This is a genomic window from Streptomyces sp. NPDC088725 (assembly GCF_044751305.1).
In the GTDB taxonomy this organism is placed as follows: Bacteria; Actinomycetota; Actinomycetes; order Streptomycetales; family Streptomycetaceae; genus Streptomyces.
The window spans coordinates 388500-406674 of record NZ_JBIVLO010000005.1 but is presented as its reverse complement, the minus strand read 5'-3'; the positions used below and the strand labels follow the sequence as shown (position 1 = coordinate 406674).

Below are 18175 nucleotides of genomic sequence, written 5' to 3'. Positions count from 1 at the left end.
TACGGTACCGCCACCCTCCGGTGATCAGCCGATCAGGATCACGTCGAGTTCCGCGCCGGGCTCGACCGCGGTGTCCTCCTCGGGGACGACGATCAGCGAGTCGGCATGGGCGAGCGCGGCGACGAGGTGGGATCCGGCGCCGCCTACCGGGGTGACCGTGCCCGCGTCGGCGTCGTAGGAACCACGCAGGAACTGGCGCCTGCCCGCCGGGGACGACAGCGGCTCACCGGTCACCAACACCGCCCGGACCGTTGGGCGGTGGACCTCCTCCAGGCCCATCAGCGCGCGGATCGCGGGCCGTACGAACAACTCGAACGAGACGTACGACGACACCGGATTGCCGGGGAGCGCGAGCAGAGGGGTGTGTTCCGGGCCGATCGAGCCGAAGCCCTGCGGCTTGCCGGGCTGCATCGCGAGCTTGCGGAAGTCGACGCCGCCGCCTTCCTCGTCCGCGTCCCCGACGGAGGACAGCGCCTCCTTGACGACGTCGTACGCCCCGACGCTGACACCGCCCGTGGTGACGACGAGATCGGCGCGGATCAACTGGTCCTCGATGGTGGCCCGCAGCTCCTGCGCGTCGTCGGTCACGGCCCCGACCCGGTACGCGATCGCACCCGCGTCCCGCGCGGCGGCGGTGAGCGCGAAGCTGTTGGAGTCGTAGATCTGACCCTCGCCCAGCTCCTCGCCGGGCTGGACCAGTTCACTCCCGGTGGACAGGACGACCACGCGCGGCCGCGGCCGCACCCGGACCCTGCCCCGGCCGATGGCGGCCAGCAGACCGATCTGCGGCGGGCCCAGCACCGTACCGGCCTCCAGGACGAGGTCGCCCGCCTGTACGTCGCTGCCGCGGGCGCGGACATGGGCGCGGTCCCCGGCCGGGCGGTAGACCCGCACCTCGCCGCTCGAACCGTCGGGGCCCTCGCCCGCCGGGCGCATCGTCGTGGCCACGCCCGATCCCGTACCGCCGTCGGTCCACTCGACGGGGATCACAGCCTGCGCGCCGGGCGGCAGCGCGGCGCCGGTCATGATGCGGGCGGTGCACCCGGGACCGACCTCGGGCAGCGGGCCCGCACCCGCCGCCACGTCGCCGACGACGCTCAGCACGGCCGGGAACTCGTCGGTGGCGCCCGCGACATCGGCCGTACGGACCGCGTAACCGTCCATGGAACTGTTGTCGAACGGCGGCAGGGAGACCGGGGCCGTGACGTCCTCGACGAGGACGCAGCCCTGGGCGTCCGGCAGTTGCAGTGCGATGGGTTCCAGCGGGTGGACCGCGGCGAGGATGTCCGCGAGATGGTCCTCCACCGACCACGCCCGCTCCCCGGCGGAATCCCGGGCGGAATCCAGGCCGGTGTCCCGCGCGAGGTTCCCGCCGGCGGACGGCCCGGACTCCCGCCCCGGCTCCCGACCGGAGTCCGGCGCCGGTTCTGCCGTGCTGCTCAAGTCGCTACATCTCCTCGTTGACGTAACCGCGAAGCCAGGTCCGGAAGTCCGGGCCCAGGTCTTCACGTTCGCACGCGAGTCTGACAATGGCACGCAGGAAGTCGCCGCGGTCGCCGGTGTCATAGCGGCGGCCCTTGAAGACGACGCCGTGAACGGGCCCTCCGGCCTTCTCGTCGGCCGACAACTGCTGGAGCGCGTCGGTGAGCTGGATCTCACCGCCCCGGCCCGGCTCGGTCGTGCGCAGTATGTCGAAGACGGCCGGGTCGAGAACGTAACGTCCGATGATCGCGTAATTGCTGGGGGCGTCGGCGGCATCGGGCTTCTCCACCAGGTCGTGCACCTTGACCACGTCGGGGTCGCCCGTGGGCTCGACGGCGGCGCAGCCGTAGAGGTGGATCTGCGCGGGATCGACCTCCATCAGGGCGATGACGCTGCCGCCCTCGCGCTCCTGGATCTCGACCATCCGTGCCAGCAGAGGGTCGCGCGGATCGATCAGGTCGTCACCGAGCAGGACGGCGAACGGCTGGTCACCGACGTGCGGCGCCGCACAGAGGACGGCGTGACCGAGGCCCCTGGGGTCCCCCTGGCGCACGTAGTGCATGGTGGCGAGGTCGCTGGACTCCTGGACCTTCGCGAGGCGCTCGGTGTCGCCCTTGCGGGTCAGCGCCTCCTCCAGCTCGTAGTTGCGGTCGAAGTGGTCCTCGAGAGGCCGCTTGTTGCGTCCGGTGATCATGAGCACGTCGGACAGCCCGGCGGCCACCGCCTCCTCGACCACGTACTGGATCGCCGGCTTGTCGACGACCGGCAGCATCTCCTTGGGAGTGGCCTTGGTGGCGGGCAGGAAGCGGGTGCCGAGGCCTGCGGCAGGAATGACAGCCTTGGTGATCCTGGGGGACGACTGAGTCATGCGGCGTACCCTATCCGGCCCGTATGGGCGGAAGGTGATCATCCGGTTAACTTTGGCGCCGTATGCGTACATACGAGAGGTTTGGGATGCCAGATGTGTACCAATGCGCCCGAAAAGGCCGCCCTCAGAAGTGAACTCCTCGCCGCGAGAGGTCTGCTGTCCAGTGAAAACGTGCGAAAGGCCGAGGTGGTTCTCGCCCGGCGGGCGCTGGAGCTACCGGAGCTGAGTGGTGCCCGTACCGTCGCCGCGTACGTCTCCGTGGGGCGCGAACCCGGTACACGCGCGCTGCTCGACGCGCTGCGCGCCGGGGGCGTACGCGTCCTGCTGCCGGTGCTGATGACGGACAACGACCTCGACTGGGCCGGGTACGAAGGCGCGGAGCGGCTGGTACGCGCGGGACGCGGCCTGCTGGAGCCGGAAGGCGAGCGCCTCGGTACGGAGGCCGTCCTGAACGCGGACGCCGTACTGCTGCCCGGACTCGCCGTGGACGGCCGCGGGGTGCGGCTGGGACGGGGCGGCGGCTCGTACGACCGGGTCCTGGCACGGCTGGCGCGGGCGGGCGCCGCGCCGGCGCTGACGGTCCTGCTGTACGACCACGAGGTGGTCGCGCGGGTCCCGGAGGAACCGCACGACCACCCCGTACAGGCCGTGGTGACACCCTCTGGCGTCCGGCGCTTCGGCACGCGGCCGGGGAGCCCGGGGCCCGGCCGCGAGGCGCCTCCGGGACCGTGAGGCGCTTCCGGCGCCGAAGCGCCGTGCGCCCTACGGCGTCAGCCTCAGCATGTCCTTCGTACCGCGCTCCACCGCGCTGACATCGAACGGCCACTTGAGCAGATCGCCCTTGGCCCACTTGTCGGTCTGGTCGGTGTAGTGCGCGCTGTACGCGTGCCCGGAGGCGCCCGTCAGGTTGATCCAGCGCGACTTGTCCCAGTCACCGACGTTGACGACCATGCGCATCGACGGGACCCAGATGACGTCGTAGCCGCCCGCCGCGTTCCAGCCGGTCGCGTCGACGGCCGCCTCGCCGCCGCCCAGGTTCCACGGGCCGCGGTTGAGGATCGGCTTGAGGATGTCGGGGCCGCTGGTGCCGAGGGTCTGGTTCTTCAGCTCGAGCTGGTGCATCCGGCCCCAGCTCCAGCTGGAGACGTCCTTGCCCAGCTCGGCCGTCAGCTCCCAGCGCGCGTCCTTCAGGGCGCGGGCGAGCAGGTCGTCGCGGGTCTTGCCGGCGGCGTCCCCGCGGGCGGCCGGCATGGTCCACCAGGGGCTGTCCTCGTCCTTGATGATGCCGCGGACCACCTCGTACCAGCGGTCACCGCCGTCCGGCTGCGCCGCGTCGGGGGAACGCCGGCCGCACTCACGCACCAGCTGAGTGGCGTCCGGCGGCCCGGTGTTGTCGGCCGGAAGCACGGCGAGGCATTCGCCCTTGACGCGCAATTCCTTCGGCAGCTTGTTGCCGAAGGCGAGCTTGAGGACGTTGCGCCAGACCGCGTTGAAGTAACCGGCGGCAGCCGAGTCCGGTTCCTGCGTGTAGTCCCAGCCCTCAAGGAGCTTCTGGGCCTCACGTACGGACGGGTCCGAGACGTCGATCTTCAGCAGATACGGCATCAGCACCTTGGCGATCTCGCTGCTGTTGTCCATCTGCATGGTCTGCATGTCGTCGGTCGAGATCAGGCCCTTGTCCTTGGTCTTCGACTCGATGAGGTCGCTGATCCGCTGGCTGCGGGTGCCGTAGCCCCAGTCCTTGGTGAGGAGGTAGGGGTACGTCTTCTCGTTCACGACCGCCTGGTTGGCGGTGACGATGTAGCCACGCTTCGGATCGAGTTCGTACGGCATCTGCTCGGCGGGGATGTACCCCGTCCACTTGTACTTCGGGTCCCAGCCGGGGGCCGGCATCGAGCCGTCGCCCTCGGCGCGGACCGGGATCCGGCCCGGAGCCTGGTAGCCGATGTGGTTCTCGTTGTCAGCGTAGATCAGGTTCTGCGACGGGACCTCGAAGTCACGCGCCGCCGCGCGGAACTGCGTGAAGTTCTCCGCCTTGTTGAGGCTGAAGACCGCGTCCATGGTCTTGCCCGGCTGGAGAGCCGTCCACTGCAGCGAGACGGCGTAACCGTCACGGCGGTCGGGTGCGGCGTTGCCGACGGGGGCCTTCTTGCCGACCTGGGCCAGCTCGGTGTCACGGTCGGAGACGACGGGCCCGTGGTCAGTGGAACGTATGACGATCTTCTTGCTGGCGCCCCCGGCGACCTTGATGGTCTCCTCGCGGGTCTTGAAACGCTTCTGGCCGTTCCCGTACACGTACGAGTCGCCGTCGACCTTCTCCAGGTAGAGGTCGGTCACGTCGGCGCCGAGGTTGGTGAAGCCCCAGGCGATGTTCTGGTTGTGTCCGATGACCACACCGGGCATGCCCGAGAAGGTGTAGCCGGCCACGTCGTACTGGCAGTCCTTCGAGACGCTGCGGCAGTGCAGGCCCATCTGGTACCAGAGCGAGGGCAGCTGGGGTGCGAGGTGCGGGTCGTTGGCGAGCAGCGGCTTGCCGGTGGTGGTGAGCTTGCCGGAGACGACCCAGGAGTTGGAGCCGATACCGCTGCCGGCGGGGCCGAGCAGCTGCGGGATCTCGTCGAGGGTGCCGGAGAGGGAGTTGAGCTGGGACTCCAGGCCGTTGGTGGCGCCGGAGGGGGTACCCACGCCCATTCCTGTGCCCGTTCCTGTGCCCGTTCCTGTGCCCGTTCCCGTTCCCGCTTCGCCGCCGAGGCCGGTGCCTTCGCCCGCTCCGGCGCCTTCGCCGGCGCCCGTACCCGTGCCCGTGCCCGACTCGTCGCTGGGCTCGGCTTCGGGGTCGTACTTCTCCGTCACCGGGTTGATCGCGCCCTCGTCGACAATCGGCTTGTTCCGGTCGTACGGATAGGCCGGATACAGCTCGTCGATCTGCTTGTCGCTCAGCCGGCTGGTCATCAGCGAACGGTCGATCTCGTCCTGCATGTTGCCGCGCAGGTCCCACGCCATCGCCTTGAGCCAGGCGATCGAGTCGACCGGCGTCCACTGCTCGGGCTTGTAGTCGTTCGTGAAGCTCAGTGCCGCGTACTCGACCGAGATGTCCTTGCCGTCGCGGCCCTTGAGATAGGCGTTGACGCCGTCGGAGTACGCCTGGAGGTTCTTCTTGGTCTCCGCGGAGAGCTTCGTGTCGTACTCCTGCTGCGCCACGCGGTGCCAGCCGAGGGTGCGCAGGAAGGAGTCGGTCTTGACCTGCCCCTTGCCGAACATCTCGGAGAGGCGGCCCGACGTCATGTGGCGCCGTACGTCCATCTCGTAGAAACGGTCCTGCGCCTGGACGAAGCCCTGGGCGCGGAACAGGTCCTGGTCGCTGTTCGCATAGATCTGCGGCACGCCGTAGCTGTCGCGTCTGACGTCGACGGGGCCCGCCAGGCCCTTGAGCTGGAGCGTCCCGGTCGTCTGCGGGAAGGAGGCACGGACCGTACTGACACTCCAGTACGCGCCGTAGCCGACACCCCCGACCAGCGCCAGCACCAGAACGATCACGATCAGACGGGCGCGTCGCCCCTTCTTCTTGACGGAAGGGGTGGGTGTATTGGCCGGCATCGCTGTCCTTCGAGGGGCAGGTGGTCCTGGAAATGCTGGAGCAACCATAGGCGCAGCGCTTCCCCCGTACGGACGCGGTGTCATGTTGTGCGGCCCTGTACGCGACAACAGAGACGATCATCACATCTCATGCATATATCGATCACCCAGATCGCACTGGCGATCGAACGCGTCAAGGAAACGTTAAAGATTAGGTAAGGTAACGAAGTACCGGCCGCTGGAGGAACGATCCGGCGTGCGCGAGGGAGAGGATCGGCCGCTGACTGTCCACCAGCTCAATGAACTCCTGCTCATCAGCTCGCTCGTGCTGCTCATCGCCGTCGCGGCGGTACGGATCTCCTCCCGGAGCGGGCTCCCAAGCCTGTTGCTCTACCTCGGGATCGGGGTCGCGATAGGCCAGGACGGCATCTTCAACGTCAAGTTCGACAACGTCGAGCTGACCCAGGTCATCGGCTATGCCGCGCTTGTGGTGATCCTCGCCGAGGGCGGCCTCGGCGCGAAGTGGAAGGAGGCCAGACCGGCACTGCCCTCCGCGATCGCGCTCTCGACCGTCGGGGTCGGCGTGAGCGTGGGGGTCACGGCGGCCGCCGCGCACTATCTGGTCGACCTCGACTGGCGCCAGGCGCTGATCGTCGGCGCCGTCGTCTCGTCGACGGACGCGGCCGCGGTCTTCTCCGTGCTGCGCAAGGTCCCGCTGCCGTCCCGGGTGACCGGTGCGCTGGAGGCGGAGTCCGGGTTCAACGACGCCCCTGTGGTGATCATGGTCGTCGCGCTCTCCGTCCCGGGACCGGTGGAGCACTGGTACGTCCTGGTCGGCGAGATCGCGCTGGAACTGGCGATCGGCGCCTGCGTCGGCCTGATCGTGGGGTGGCTCGGCGCCTTCGGCCTGCGGCGTGTGGCGCTGCCCGCCTCCGGCCTGTACCCGATCGCCGTGATGGCCATCGCGGTGGCGGCGTACGCGATCGGCTCCACGGCGCACGGCAGCGGCTTCCTGGCCGTCTACCTCGCCGCGATGATCCTCGGGAACTCGAAACTGCCCCACGCCCCCGCCAACCGCGGCTTCGCCGAAGGGCTCGGGTGGATCGCGCAGATCGGCATGTTCGTCCTGCTCGGACTGCTGGTGACGCCACACGAACTCGGCGACGACTTCTGGCCGGCGGTGATCGTGGGCCTCGTCCTGACGGTGCTGGCGAGACCGCTCGCGGTGGCGGTCAGCCTCCTGCCGTTCCGCATCCCCTGGCAGGAACAGGCGCTGATGTCCTGGGCCGGGCTGCGCGGCGCGGTGCCCGTCATCCTGGCGACCATTCCAATGGTGTCGGACGTCGAGGGCAGCCGCCGGATCTTCAACATCGTCTTCGTCCTGGTCGTCGTCTACACGCTGGTGCAGGGGCCGACGCTGCCCTGGCTGGCGAAGGCACTGCGACTCGGCGCCTCCTCGGACACTGCGGATCTGGGTATCGAGTCCGCGCCGCTCGAACGACTGCGCGGTCATCTGCTGTCCGTCGCGATCCCCGCGAAATCGCGGATGCACGGGGTCGAGGTCGGGGAGCTGCGACTGCCACCGGGGTCGGCGGTGACGCTGGTGGTGCGGGACGACAAGAGCTTCGTGCCGCTGCCCTCGACCGTGCTGCGGCGGGGCGACGAACTGCTGGTGGTGGCGACGGACCCGGTACGGGACGCCGCCGAACGACGGCTGCGCGCGGTCGGCCAGGGCGGAAAGCTGGCGGACTGGCTGGATCCGGGCGGCGCGGGCGGTACGAACGCGGGGACCCGCGTCTCATAACCGCGGCCGTGCGGGGCGTGGCACCTTGACTTGCTCAGGTGCCACGCCCCGCACGGCTGTACGATGAAGGCGCGCCCGGGTCACTGAGGCGCGTCTGAAGTTGCTGCGGATCGCTTGCTCCCGGATCGTTTTCCTGATGGCCGAAAGCATTCGACCGCGTTGCTTGACCACGTCGCTCGACCACACCGTCCGACCGACATCGTTCGATCAATATCGTTTGACCAACTCTGCCTGACGCAGAGCTGGCGCGACCGTATGGCGGCCGCGGTGTCCCTCGCAGTGGACCCCGGTAACTACCGCAGTTCCGCGCACGAGGACAGCTCTCGGCAGCCCCGGCACCTCAGGGGCGCGCTACCAGGCGGCAGAAAGGCAAGGACCGTGTCCCACCACACGGTCGACACCGCCGTAGCCACCGACGCGTCCGGGACCGCCCGCGCGGGGTACGGCCGGCTGCTGCGCACACCCCGGGCCTGGACGTTCCTGCTGCCCGGCTTCGCCGCACGGCAGCCCTTCGCGATGCTGACGATCAGCATCGTCCTGCTCGTCCAGCACACCTCAGGCTCGTACGGCACCGCCGGGGCCGTCGCCGCCGTCACCGGCGTCTCGATGGCGCTCTTCGCCCCTCAGGGCGGCAAACTCGCCGACCGGCTCGGGCAGCGCGCGGTCCTGGTTCCCGGCGTGCTGGCGCACAGCGTGTCCGTGGCGGCGCTGCTCGCGCTCGCGCTGAGCGACGCCCCGCTGTGGGCGCTGTTCGCGGCCGCCGTGCCGACGGGCGCCTCCGTCCCGCAGGTCGGCCCGATGGTGCGGGCACGCTGGGCCGCGATGCTCGGCGACGAGCGCCGGGGCCCCGGCGGTACGTCGCCTCTGCTGCAGACGGCTGCCGCGTTCGAGTCCGTGACCGACGAGTTCACCTTCGTCATCGGCCCCGTGCTCGCGACCGCGCTGTGCACGGGCCTGCACCCAGCGGCCGGACTGATCGCCGAGGGCACGCTGACGCTGGCCGGCGGCCTGTTCTTCGCCGCCCAGCGCGCGACACAGCCGCGGCCGCACCCCAGGCACGCGGCGGGCTCCCCGGTCTCCGCCGCCCCTCGCGTCTCCGCGCTGTCCGTGCCCGGCGTACGGGTGCTCGCCGTGGCCTTCCTGGGGATCGGCTCCGTCTTCGGCGGTATGCAGGTCTCGCTGACCGCGTTCTCCGAAGAGATCGGCAACCCCGGCGCGAACGGTCTGCTGTACGGGATCTTCGCGGCGGGCAACATGCTCGCGGGGATCGTCTTCGGCGCCGTCGCCTGGAAGATCGGCCCGCGTCGCAGGCTGCTGGCCGGATACGCGGGACTGACACTGGCCGCCTCCTCTCTGTGGGCCGTGCACTCGGTGCCGCTGCTCGCGGGACTCGGGCTGCTGGTCGGGCTGTGCATCGCACCCGCGCTGATCACCGCCTACACCCTGGTCGAAACGCTGGTGCCCGCCTCCGCGCGCACCGAGGCCTTCACCTGGCTGACCGGCGCGGTCGCCCTCGGGCAGGCGGCGGCGGTCACCGCCGCCGGACAGCTGGCGGACGCACACGGTTCGAGCGCCGGATTCCTGGTGCCCCTGGCGGGCACGGCGCTGGCGCTGGCGACCCTCCTGACACTGCGGTCACGGCTGGCTCCGGGGGACCCGGGACGCATAGCCGCGCGTGGGATGAGTCACCGCACGCCGGTGACAGTGGACTGACGGCGCGGAATAGGTCACTATGGAGCGTCGTTAGCACTCATTGAGTGAGAGTGCCAGGAGGAGCAAGTGCCGACCTACCAGTACCAGTGCACCCAATGTGGCGAGGGCCTCGAGGCGGTGCAGAAGTTCACCGATGACGCCCTTACCGTGTGCCCCAATTGCGAGGGACGCCTGAAGAAGGTGTTTTCCGCGGTCGGCATTGTCTTCAAGGGCTCCGGCTTCTACCGCAATGACAGCCGCGGCTCCTCGTCGAGCAGCACGCCTGCCACGGCGGGAACGTCCGGCTCGGGCACCGCGAAGGCGTCTTCGTCGTCCGAGTCCAAGACCCCGGCGCAGGCCTCGTCATCCGCTTCCTCCTCCGGTTCGTCGGGCTCCGGTTCGGCATCCGGTTCGGGGTCGGGGTCGGGTTCTTCGAGCGGTTCCAGCGGCTCTTCGGCCGCCTGACATCCCTTTCCTCTCCGGGACCCCGCCGTTTCGCACGGCCGGGGTCCTTGGCGTAGGCGGGCGCGGTCCTGACTCGCTCGTCTAATGTGATCGTCATGGCGAACGCAGAGATCGGTGTGATCGGTGGCTCGGGCTTCTACTCCTTTCTGGAGGATGTGACGGAGGTCCGGGTCGAGACTCCGTACGGGCCGCCGAGTGACTCTCTTTTCCTCGGCGAGATCGCGGGCCGGAAGGTCGCGTTCCTGCCCCGGCACGGGCGCTCGCACAATCTTCCGCCGCACCGCATCAACTACCGCGCCAATCTGTGGGCACTGCGTTCCGTCGGGGTGCGCCAGGTGCTCGGCCCGTGCGCGGTGGGCGGGCTGCGCACGGAATACGGACCCGGCACGCTGCTCGTGCCCGATCAGCTGGTGGACCGCACGAAGACGCGGGTGCAGACCTATTACGACGGGGTGCCGCTGGCGGACGGCAGCGCGTCCAACGTCGTGCACATCTCGCTCGCCGATCCTTACTGCCCCGAGGGGCGCAAGTCCGCGCTCGCGGCGGCACGCGGGCGCGACTGGGAACCGGTGGACGGCGGAACGCTCGTGGTGATCGAGGGACCGCGCTTCTCGACCCGGGCCGAGTCGCAGTGGCACGCGGCCGCCGGCTGGTCCGTGGTCGGGATGACCGGGCACCCCGAAGCCGTACTCGCTCGTGAACTGGGTCTCTGCTACACCTCCATGACGCTCGTGACGGACCTGGACGCGGGAGCCGAGACGGGTGAGGGTGTCTCCCACGAAGAGGTGCTCAGGGTCTTCGCCGACAATGTCGGCCGCCTGCGCACCGTGCTGTTCGACGCGGTGGGCGGACTTCAGGCGAGCGAGACACGGGACTGTCTCTGCGCGCATGCGCTGGACGGGATCGACACTGGGCTGAAGCTGCCCTGACCGCCGGCGAACCATGCGTGACCGACACCCATCGGCCGGTGAACCACTCGCGCGGGTGAGGGAGTTGTCCACAACCGCGCACTGATCCACAGGCCCCGGCGAGATCGTGGCGGAGCGTGGATCGTGAGGAGCGAACCGCAGAACTCCTCACGACAGGCCGGTGATCGCCATGTCCCATTCCTTCACCCCCGACCCGTCTTCCTTCACCCACACTCCGCCCCGCCCGCTTTCCCCGCCCGCGCGGCTCAGCCCCTTCCCCGCGCCCTCTCCCGGCTCATCGGCGCCGGAGCCGTGCGGTGTCCCGCCGTTCGGTCCGCTGCGGGTACGCGGCTCGGGCGACCGCCTGCGCAGGGCGCTCGTCCGGCGGCGGCGGGCGGTGGCCGCCTGCCTGGCCGTGTCCGCCGCCACCCTGGCCGTCACCGGCGCGGGCGGCGCGTCGGCGGACACCGACCCCCGGGCGGTGGCCCCCGCCACAGCGGTGGCGGGCGCGCCACCGCCCGCGCGTAAACGTACCGAGACGGTGTCGGCGCCCGTGCGTATCGCCGACGCGGCCACCGTCCGCCTGCTGCGGCGGGGAGACCGGGTAGATGTCATCGCCTCACCCGCGACGGAGCGCGAAGGAGACGCGCGGGTGGTCGCGGCCGGCGTGCGGGTGGCATCGATTCCCCAGGAGGACACGACCACTCCGGGCGGCGGAGCACTCGTCGTGCTGTCTGTGCCGCGCCCTGTCGCGGCGGTGCTCGCCGGTGCGGGAGCGACCTCGCAACTGGCCGTGAGCCTGTGGTGATTCGCAGGAGAAAGCCCTTAAATCACCTGTGCGTGTGCGTGAATTGGACAGCGAGGGTACGCGCTGGCTTAGGTTGCGAAGCAGTTTGCCACCCCTACCGCACATGCGAAGAAAGGCTCACCTGTGAGCGAGGAAAAGGAAAGCGTGCTGGCGGGCTTCAAAGCCTTCCTGATGCGCGGCAATGTGATCGACTTGGCGGTCGCGGTCGTCATCGGCGCCGCGTTCACCAATATCGTGAACGCGATCGTCAAGGGCATCATCAACCCGGTGGTCGGCGCGTTCGGCACTCAGGACCTGGACAAGTACAGCTCCTGCCTCCAGGCCCCCTGCACGCCGAACGCGGCGGGCGAGGTCGAGGGCATCCCGATCATGTGGGGCACCGTGCTCAGCGCGACCCTGACTTTCCTGATCACGGCGGCCGTCGTCTATTTCCTGATGGTGCTGCCCATGTCCAAGTACCTCGCCAGGCGGGCCAGGCTCCAGGCCACCAAGGACGACATGCAGGAAGTCATAGAGGTCAGCGAGCTGGAGGTGCTGAAGGAGATCAGGGACGCGCTCGTGGCACAGCGCGGCGCGGGGCACAACGCCCCGTAGGACCTGTCACCGGCGCTTCCGCAAAGGCTCCCCCGGGGTCGCCTCGGATACCTCAGATGTGGTGGGGCGGCTTCTCGTCGAGGAAGCGCGCCAAGTCGGCGGCACTGTCGGCGCTCCCGCCCGGGCGTTCGCCCCAGCCGCGGTCCGTGTCGTCCGAGGACGGCTGGTCCAGCGGATCGTCGAAGATCAGCGCCGGATTCGGACGGGGCGGCTGGGCGGTCCGGGGCGGTTCGGGGGTGGGGCCAGTGCTCATGCGTCCAGGGTACGGCGGTGCGCCCGGCGCCACGGGAGAGACGCTGGGCGCGGCGGAAGAGGCGCGCCGGACGCCGTGGAAGAGACGCCGGGCAGCGTGGACGATGCCCTGGGCCGCCCAGCGCCTCGGGAGAGATGCCCGGGCGCCGCGGAAGAGGCGCCGGGCGCCGTGGTCCGGCCCGGGGCTCGGCCACGAGGTCTTGGACCCCGCGAGGAGGGCGCCGAGCGAGAAAGGCCCGGGCGCGTGTCCTCCTCACGCCGTCGCCGCTCCTTCTGCTGTGGTGGGCGCATGACGTCGACCGACGGGGCAGGGCCCGTGCGCCGGATGACCGCCCGCAGCCGTGACGAGGCACACCGCACCGCGACGCCGCTGGAGCTCTTCTTCGACCTGTGCTTCGTCGTCGCGGTCGCCCAGGCCGGGCTCCAGCTGACGCACGCACTCGCCGCGGGGCGTCCCGCCAGTGCTGTCATCGGCTATCTCTTCGTCTTCTGGGGAGTGTGGTGGGCCTGGGTGAATTTCACCTGGTTCGCGTCGGCCTACGACTGTGACGATGTGCCGTACCGGATCGCGACCCTCGTGCAGATCTGCGGTGTGCTGATCTACGCGGCCGGTGTGGGGCGCGCGTTCGTCGGCAACGACTGGGCGGTCGCGGTCATCGGCTATCTGGTGATGCGGGTGGCACTGACCACGCAGTGGCTGCGGGCCGCCGTGTCCGAAGCCGCCGGGCCGGCCCGGCGGACCGCTCTGCGCTATGTCTGGGGGCTCGTGATCTGCCAGTGCGCCTGGGTGGCGCTGCTGGCCGCGCCGGGCTCCATGAAGCGGTGGCTTTTCCTGGTCGTCGGGGCGGCCGAGATATTGGTCCCGGTGATCGCCGAGCGGAATCACGAGACGCCGTGGCATCCGCATCACATCGAGGAGCGCTATGGCTTGTTCACACTGATCGTGCTGGGAGAGACGATGTCGGCCGCGACCGTCGCCGTGCACTCCGCGATCGGTGAGCACCACGCCCTCGGGCAGCTGCTGCCCCTCGCGGGTGGCGGGATTCTCCTGGTCTTCGCGGCCTGGTGGATCTATTTCGCGGTCCCGGCGCACCAGCGGCTGATCAGCAACCGGCAGGGCATGCCCTGGGGTTACGGCCATTACGTCATCTTCGCCTCGGCCGCCGCGATCGGCGCGGGGATAGAGGTCGCGGTGGAGCACGCGGTGGGTGAGTCGCACATCTCGACGGTCGCCGCTTCCGCCGCTGTCACCGTCCCGGCCGCGCTCTTCCTGTTCACCGTCTGGCTGTTGCACGCACGGCACTTCAAAACCAGTACGGTGCAGCAGCTCGTCCTGCCGGTCTCCGCGGTGGCGATCGTCGCCTGTACGTTCGTGGGGTCCCGGGCCGTACTCGTCGCCGGGCTTGTCGCCGCGATGACGGTGGCCGCAGGGGTCGTACTCGCCGAGCGCCCACCGGCCGGAAGCCGGGGCAGAGGGGGAAGACATGGCGTTCAATGACGCACTGACCGATGTGACCGGCCTGCGCGTGGGGCATGCGCGGGTGCCCGGTGACCGAGCCCTCACCGGCACCACCGTCGTCCTGGCCCCGGAGGGCGGAGTGGTCGCGGCGGTGGACGTGCGGGGCGGTGGCCCGGCCACCAGGGAGACCGACGCCCTCGATCCGCGCAACATAGTCCAGCGGATCGACGCCGTCGTGCTGACGGGGGGCAGCGCCTTCGGGCTCGACGCGGCGTCCGGTGTCATGGCGTGGCTGGAGGAGCGGGAGCGGGGAGTACGGGTCGGGCCCGATCCCTTCCAGGTCGTGCCGGTCGTCCCGGCCGCCGGCATCTTCGACCTGGGCCGGGGCGGCGACTGGCGCAGCCGGCCCGACGCGGCGACGGGCCGCGCGGCGGTAGAGGCGGCAGCAGCCACGGCGCCCGGGGAGCCGGTCGCCGAGGGCGGTGTCGGTGCGGGCACGGGCGCTGTCGTCGGCGTGCTCAAGGGCGGGGTGGGCACGGCGAGCACGGTCCTGGAGTCCGGTGTCACCGTCGGCGCCCTGGTCGTGGCCAACGCGGCGGGTTCCGCGGTCGATCCGCTGACCGGTGTGTTGTACGGGCGGTACTTCGAAGGGCGGGCCGCCTACCCGGATCCCGAGATCCACGAGGCGGCGCTCCGGCGTCTCGCGGAACTGCGCGAGCTCAACGGGCCGCCGCCGCTGAACACCACCCTCGCCGTCGTCGCCACCGACGCCGAACTCACCCGCGCCCAGGCGCAGAAGCTCGCGGGTACGGCGCACGACGGTATAGCGCGTGCCGTCCGTCCCGTACATCTGCTCAATGACGGTGACACCGTTTTCGCCCTGTCCACCGGTCGGCGCGCCATGGAGGAAGACGTTCCGCTCGCGTTCAATGACGTGTTGGCGGCCGGTGCGGACGTCGTGACCAGGGCAATTGTCCGGGCCATATGCAGCGCGGAAAGCGTCGAGGGGCCGGGCGGAATCTTTCCCGCCTACCGCGAGTTGTACCGTCGCGACTGACGGTGCGAGCGCCCGAGTTGGCAGGGGGGCACAAGAAATTCACGTACGCCCTCTTCCTTTTTCTGAACTCCGGACGCAATGTCACCCCTAGGGGCTACGTTATGCAATCACCAAGTGACATGTGGCGACGGCCTGGAGACCCATCTTGAACGATCCGTACGAGACAACAGAGGCGCACATCACGCGGCTCCTGGGTCGGGCGCTCAACTCCTTCGATCTGCCCGACCTGTTGGTCGAGCGGCTCGATGCCGCGCTGGCGCACGCCAGCTCGCTCTCGTCCGCGCATCACAGCGCGGGACTGCACCGTGAGACGTTTCGCCATACGTACCTCCTCACGGACGGCAGCACGCTCACCCTCTGGGAGCTGGTGCACAACACCGGCCGCGACGGTGCGCAGCTGCACGAGCTGTACGCGGAGGAGGCCGAGGTGCGGCTCGCGGCGTCCCGGCTGTATCGCCCGGGCAGTCCGCAGGCGCCGCGTCTGGCTCCTGGGCCGGACACGCCCCGGTTATCGCCGGGGATCTTCCCGGGCTCTTCTCCCGACCCGGGCGCGGGCCCGGCCGGCGGGCCGTGCTTCGACGAGCTGACGGCCGATCTCACGGCTGAGCTGATGGCCGACCTCGAATCGGGCGGCGCGGCCGACACCGAGACCGACTTCGCCCTCCTCGGCAGCCTCCTGGCCGCTCCACCGGCCCCGCTGCCCAGGACCCGGATGTACGTCCCGGACAACTCCGCCGATCACGCGCGCCGCGTCCTGCGCCGCGCGGAGAACGCCGACCGGCCCGGCGAGCGGACGGCGCGACTGCTGCGTACCGCTTTCGCCCACCACATCACCCAGGTCTTCGGCCGCCAGTGCCAGGTCGAGGGCAAGGACGCCGGCTTCATGCTCTACGAGCACGCGTTCCTGCTCATCGACGGCACGGAGACGAGCGTCTGGGAGGTCGAGCACACCGCCACCCCGGACGGCCGCCACATGTGCGAGGTGTACGAGTCCGAGCGCGCCGCACGCGCCGCCATGGAGCTACGAGCACAAGTGCGCTGACCTGCCGAAACGACGGAGACGACAAAGACGACGGGCGGAGACGACGAGCGGGAGCGGCGCACCCGGCAGGGGAGGGCCACCCGAAGCCGGCGGGCGGGTGCCGGGGCACAGGGGAGCCCCGGCACCTGGGGGGGGTTGGTGCCGGGGCTCGTCTGAAGGGGCCGACGAATCGGCCGCTGCGCACAAGCACTCTGTGCGGGTACTGCTGACACTACGTCTATGGGGCGCCCGCGTCACGCCGCCGCGTCGAAACCAGTGTCGCGAGCCATTTTCTTCAGCTCCGTGAGCGCGTGCTTCTCTATCTGCCGGATCCGCTCACGGGTCAGACCGTGCTCCTTACCAACCTCGGTCAGCGTACGTTCGCGGCCGTCCTCGATGCCGTACCGCATCTTGATGATGGAGGCGGTGCGCTGGTCGAGCTTGCTGATCAGCTCCTCCAGCTCCTCGCTGCGCAGCAGCGTCATCACGGACTGTTCGGGCGAGACGGCGGAGGTGTCCTCGAGGAGGTCACCGAACTGCGTGTCTCCCTCGTCGTCCACGGACATGTTCAGGCTGACCGGGTCACGGGCCCAGTCGAGGACGTCGGTGACACGCGCCGCGGTCGAGCCCAGCTCCTTCGCGACCTCGGCGTGCTCGGGATCGCGGCCGTTCTCGCGGTTGAATTCGCGCTGCACACGGCGAATCCTGCCCAGCTCCTCCACCAGGTGGACGGGCAGCCGGATGGTACGGGACTGGTCGGCTATGGAACGGGTGATGGCCTGGCGGATCCACCACGTCGCGTACGTCGAGAACTTGAAGCCCTTGGCGTAGTCGAACTTCTCCACCGCGCGCACCAAGCCCGCGTTGCCTTCCTGGATGAGGTCGAGCAGCGGCAGTCCGCTGCGCGGATAGCGGCGCGCCACGGCTACCACAAGGCGGAGATTCGAGCGGATGAAGACGTCCTTGGCGCGCTCACCCGCGGCGTACAGCGCCTCCAGCTCCTCCGGCGAGGCGCCGCCGGCTTCGCTGGTCACCCCTCCGTCGAGGATCTGCCTGGCGTACACACCTGCTTCGATGGTCTGGGACAGCTCGACTTCCTTGGCGGCGTCGAGCAGCGGCGTACGCGCGATCTCGTCGAGGTACATGCCGACCAGGTCGCGGTCGGCGATCTCCCCGCCTACGGCGCGAACACTGCTTGCCGCTTTCGTCCCGCCAGTGGCGGTACGACGCGCGACGGCACGGGTTGCCATGCGAGCTCCCTTACTGGAATGAGTAGGTCGCGACACCCTCCCGGGTGCCCTGCATCCGTTGGTAAGAACGACTGGAATCCGGACAGAATTCCCCTGCCGTGCATTGATTTCCCGAGCATGGAGTACCCTGTCCGGCCACTTCGGGAGGACCCATGGCGTACAGAGAGACAGAAGCGCAGGTCAGGGCGGGAACGGAAGCCGATCTCAGCGCGCTCACCGACATCTACAACCACTACGTCCAGCAGACGGTCAGCACGTTCGACACCACCCCGTTCACCCCCATGGCCCGACGGCCCTGGTTCCTCTCCCACCCTGAAGACGGCCCGTACCGGCTCTTGGTTGCCCAGGACGTCCCGTCTGCCCGGATTCTGGGCTACGCGACGAGCAGCCCGTTCCGGACGAGGGCCGCGTACTCCACGTCCGTGGAGGTGAGCGTCTACTGCGCACCGGACGCGGTCGGGCGCGGCGTTGGGACCCTCCTCTACGCGGCGCTTTTCAAGATCCTGGAGGACGAGGACATCCACCGGGCGTACGCCGGGGTCACCCAGCCGAACGAAGCCTCGACGCGACTGCACGAACGCTTCGGGTTCCGGTACGTGGGGACGTACGGCGAGGTCGGGCGGAAGTTCGGGCGGTACTGGGACGTCGCCTGGTACGAGAAGCGGCTCGGCACGGTCCCGGAAGCCTGATGCCAACGGTCCCGGAAGCCTGAGCCAACGGTCCCGGAAGCCTGAGCCAACGGTCCCGGAAGCCTGATGCCGGCGGCCCTGGAAACCTGATGCCAGGTGGCCGGTCGTGGCCGGAAATCGCCGCTACCGGGACCCGGAGCAGCTACCCGGGCACCGCCGGCACGGCTGCCGGGACCGCCGACACCCCGCCGGGTGAGGAAGGGCCGACACCCCGCCGGGCGAGGAAGGACGGAATCCGCTCGCGTCCGGG

General features: G+C 69.8%; 16 protein-coding genes. 11 read left to right on the top strand and 5 right to left on the bottom strand.

Annotated elements, in window-relative coordinates:
• Window positions 1-24 precede the first annotated feature (24 nt).
• Both glp and galU read right to left on the bottom strand, forming a co-directional pair.
• A complete protein-coding gene (gene glp, locus ACIP6N_RS15155; RefSeq protein WP_401816213.1) occupies window positions 25-1347 on the bottom strand; it encodes a gephyrin-like molybdotransferase Glp in 1323 nt (440 codons plus the stop codon).
• 100 nt (window positions 1348-1447) lie between these two features.
• A complete protein-coding gene (gene galU / locus ACIP6N_RS15150) occupies window positions 1448-2350 on the bottom strand; it encodes a UTP--glucose-1-phosphate uridylyltransferase GalU (RefSeq protein ID WP_401815786.1) in 903 nt (300 codons plus the stop codon).
• 93 nt (window positions 2351-2443) lie between these two features.
• Between galU and ACIP6N_RS15145 the strand changes: the two genes are divergently transcribed.
• On the top strand, window positions 2444-3082 hold the full coding sequence (locus tag ACIP6N_RS15145) for a 5-formyltetrahydrofolate cyclo-ligase (RefSeq protein ID WP_401815784.1): 639 nt from the start codon (window positions 2444-2446) through the stop codon (window positions 3080-3082).
• Between the two features lie 30 nt (window positions 3083-3112).
• Here ACIP6N_RS15145 and ACIP6N_RS15140 read toward each other — a convergent pair whose 3' ends face one another.
• Window positions 3113-5947, bottom strand: coding sequence for a penicillin acylase family protein (locus tag ACIP6N_RS15140; RefSeq protein ID WP_401815782.1), 2835 nt, complete (start codon window positions 5945-5947; stop codon window positions 3113-3115).
• Window positions 5948-6182: 235 nt separating this feature from the next.
• Between ACIP6N_RS15140 and ACIP6N_RS15135 the strand changes: the two genes are divergently transcribed.
• The 6 genes from ACIP6N_RS15135 (at window position 6183) to mscL (ending at window position 12197) form a co-directional block, all read left to right on the top strand.
• On the top strand, window positions 6183-7730 hold the full coding sequence (locus ACIP6N_RS15135; protein ID WP_401815780.1) for a potassium/proton antiporter: 1548 nt from the start codon (window positions 6183-6185) through the stop codon (window positions 7728-7730).
• A 378-nt stretch (window positions 7731-8108) separates the two neighbouring features.
• Window positions 8109-9443, top strand: a complete 1335-nt coding sequence (locus ACIP6N_RS15130) for an MFS transporter (RefSeq protein ID WP_401815778.1) — start codon at window positions 8109-8111, stop codon at window positions 9441-9443.
• A gap of 66 nt (window positions 9444-9509) precedes the next feature.
• Window positions 9510-9887, top strand: coding sequence for an FmdB family zinc ribbon protein (locus ACIP6N_RS15125; RefSeq protein ID WP_401815776.1), 378 nt, complete (start codon window positions 9510-9512; stop codon window positions 9885-9887).
• A 95-nt stretch (window positions 9888-9982) separates the two neighbouring features.
• On the top strand, window positions 9983-10816 hold the full coding sequence (locus ACIP6N_RS15120; RefSeq protein ID WP_401815774.1) for an S-methyl-5'-thioadenosine phosphorylase: 834 nt from the start codon (window positions 9983-9985) through the stop codon (window positions 10814-10816).
• Between the two features lie 169 nt (window positions 10817-10985).
• The gene (locus ACIP6N_RS15115; protein ID WP_401815772.1) at window positions 10986-11603 is read left to right on the top strand and encodes a hypothetical protein; all 618 of its coding nucleotides are present in this window, start codon (window positions 10986-10988) and stop codon (window positions 11601-11603) included.
• 123 nt (window positions 11604-11726) lie between these two features.
• The gene (gene mscL, locus ACIP6N_RS15110; protein ID WP_401815770.1) at window positions 11727-12197 is read left to right on the top strand and encodes a large conductance mechanosensitive channel protein MscL; all 471 of its coding nucleotides are present in this window, start codon (window positions 11727-11729) and stop codon (window positions 12195-12197) included.
• 52 nt (window positions 12198-12249) lie between these two features.
• Here mscL and ACIP6N_RS15105 read toward each other — a convergent pair whose 3' ends face one another.
• A complete protein-coding gene (locus ACIP6N_RS15105) occupies window positions 12250-12450 on the bottom strand; it encodes a hypothetical protein (protein WP_401815768.1) in 201 nt (66 codons plus the stop codon).
• A 288-nt stretch (window positions 12451-12738) separates the two neighbouring features.
• On the opposite strand from ACIP6N_RS15105, the gene ACIP6N_RS15100 reads away from it, so the two are divergent.
• From ACIP6N_RS15100 to ACIP6N_RS15090, 3 genes are all read left to right on the top strand, one after another.
• Window positions 12739-13947 (top strand): low temperature requirement protein A, encoded by a 1209-nt coding sequence (locus tag ACIP6N_RS15100; RefSeq protein ID WP_401815767.1) that lies wholly within the window; start codon window positions 12739-12741, stop codon window positions 13945-13947.
• Window positions 13934-14965 (top strand): P1 family peptidase, encoded by a 1032-nt coding sequence (locus ACIP6N_RS15095; protein ID WP_401815765.1) that lies wholly within the window; start codon window positions 13934-13936, stop codon window positions 14963-14965. Before ACIP6N_RS15100 ends, ACIP6N_RS15095 begins: the two co-directional genes overlap by 14 nt.
• Before the next feature lie 145 nt (window positions 14966-15110).
• Window positions 15111-16007, top strand: a complete 897-nt coding sequence (locus tag ACIP6N_RS15090; RefSeq protein ID WP_401815763.1) for a DUF6227 family protein — start codon at window positions 15111-15113, stop codon at window positions 16005-16007.
• Window positions 16008-16240: 233 nt separating this feature from the next.
• Here ACIP6N_RS15090 and ACIP6N_RS15085 read toward each other — a convergent pair whose 3' ends face one another.
• A complete protein-coding gene (locus ACIP6N_RS15085) occupies window positions 16241-17236 on the bottom strand; it encodes an RNA polymerase sigma factor RpoD/SigA (RefSeq protein ID WP_401815762.1) in 996 nt (331 codons plus the stop codon).
• A gap of 152 nt (window positions 17237-17388) precedes the next feature.
• Between ACIP6N_RS15085 and ACIP6N_RS15080 the strand changes: the two genes are divergently transcribed.
• Window positions 17389-17925 (top strand): GNAT family N-acetyltransferase, encoded by a 537-nt coding sequence (locus tag ACIP6N_RS15080; protein WP_401815760.1) that lies wholly within the window; start codon window positions 17389-17391, stop codon window positions 17923-17925.
• The last annotated feature ends 250 nt before the right edge of the window (window positions 17926-18175 follow it).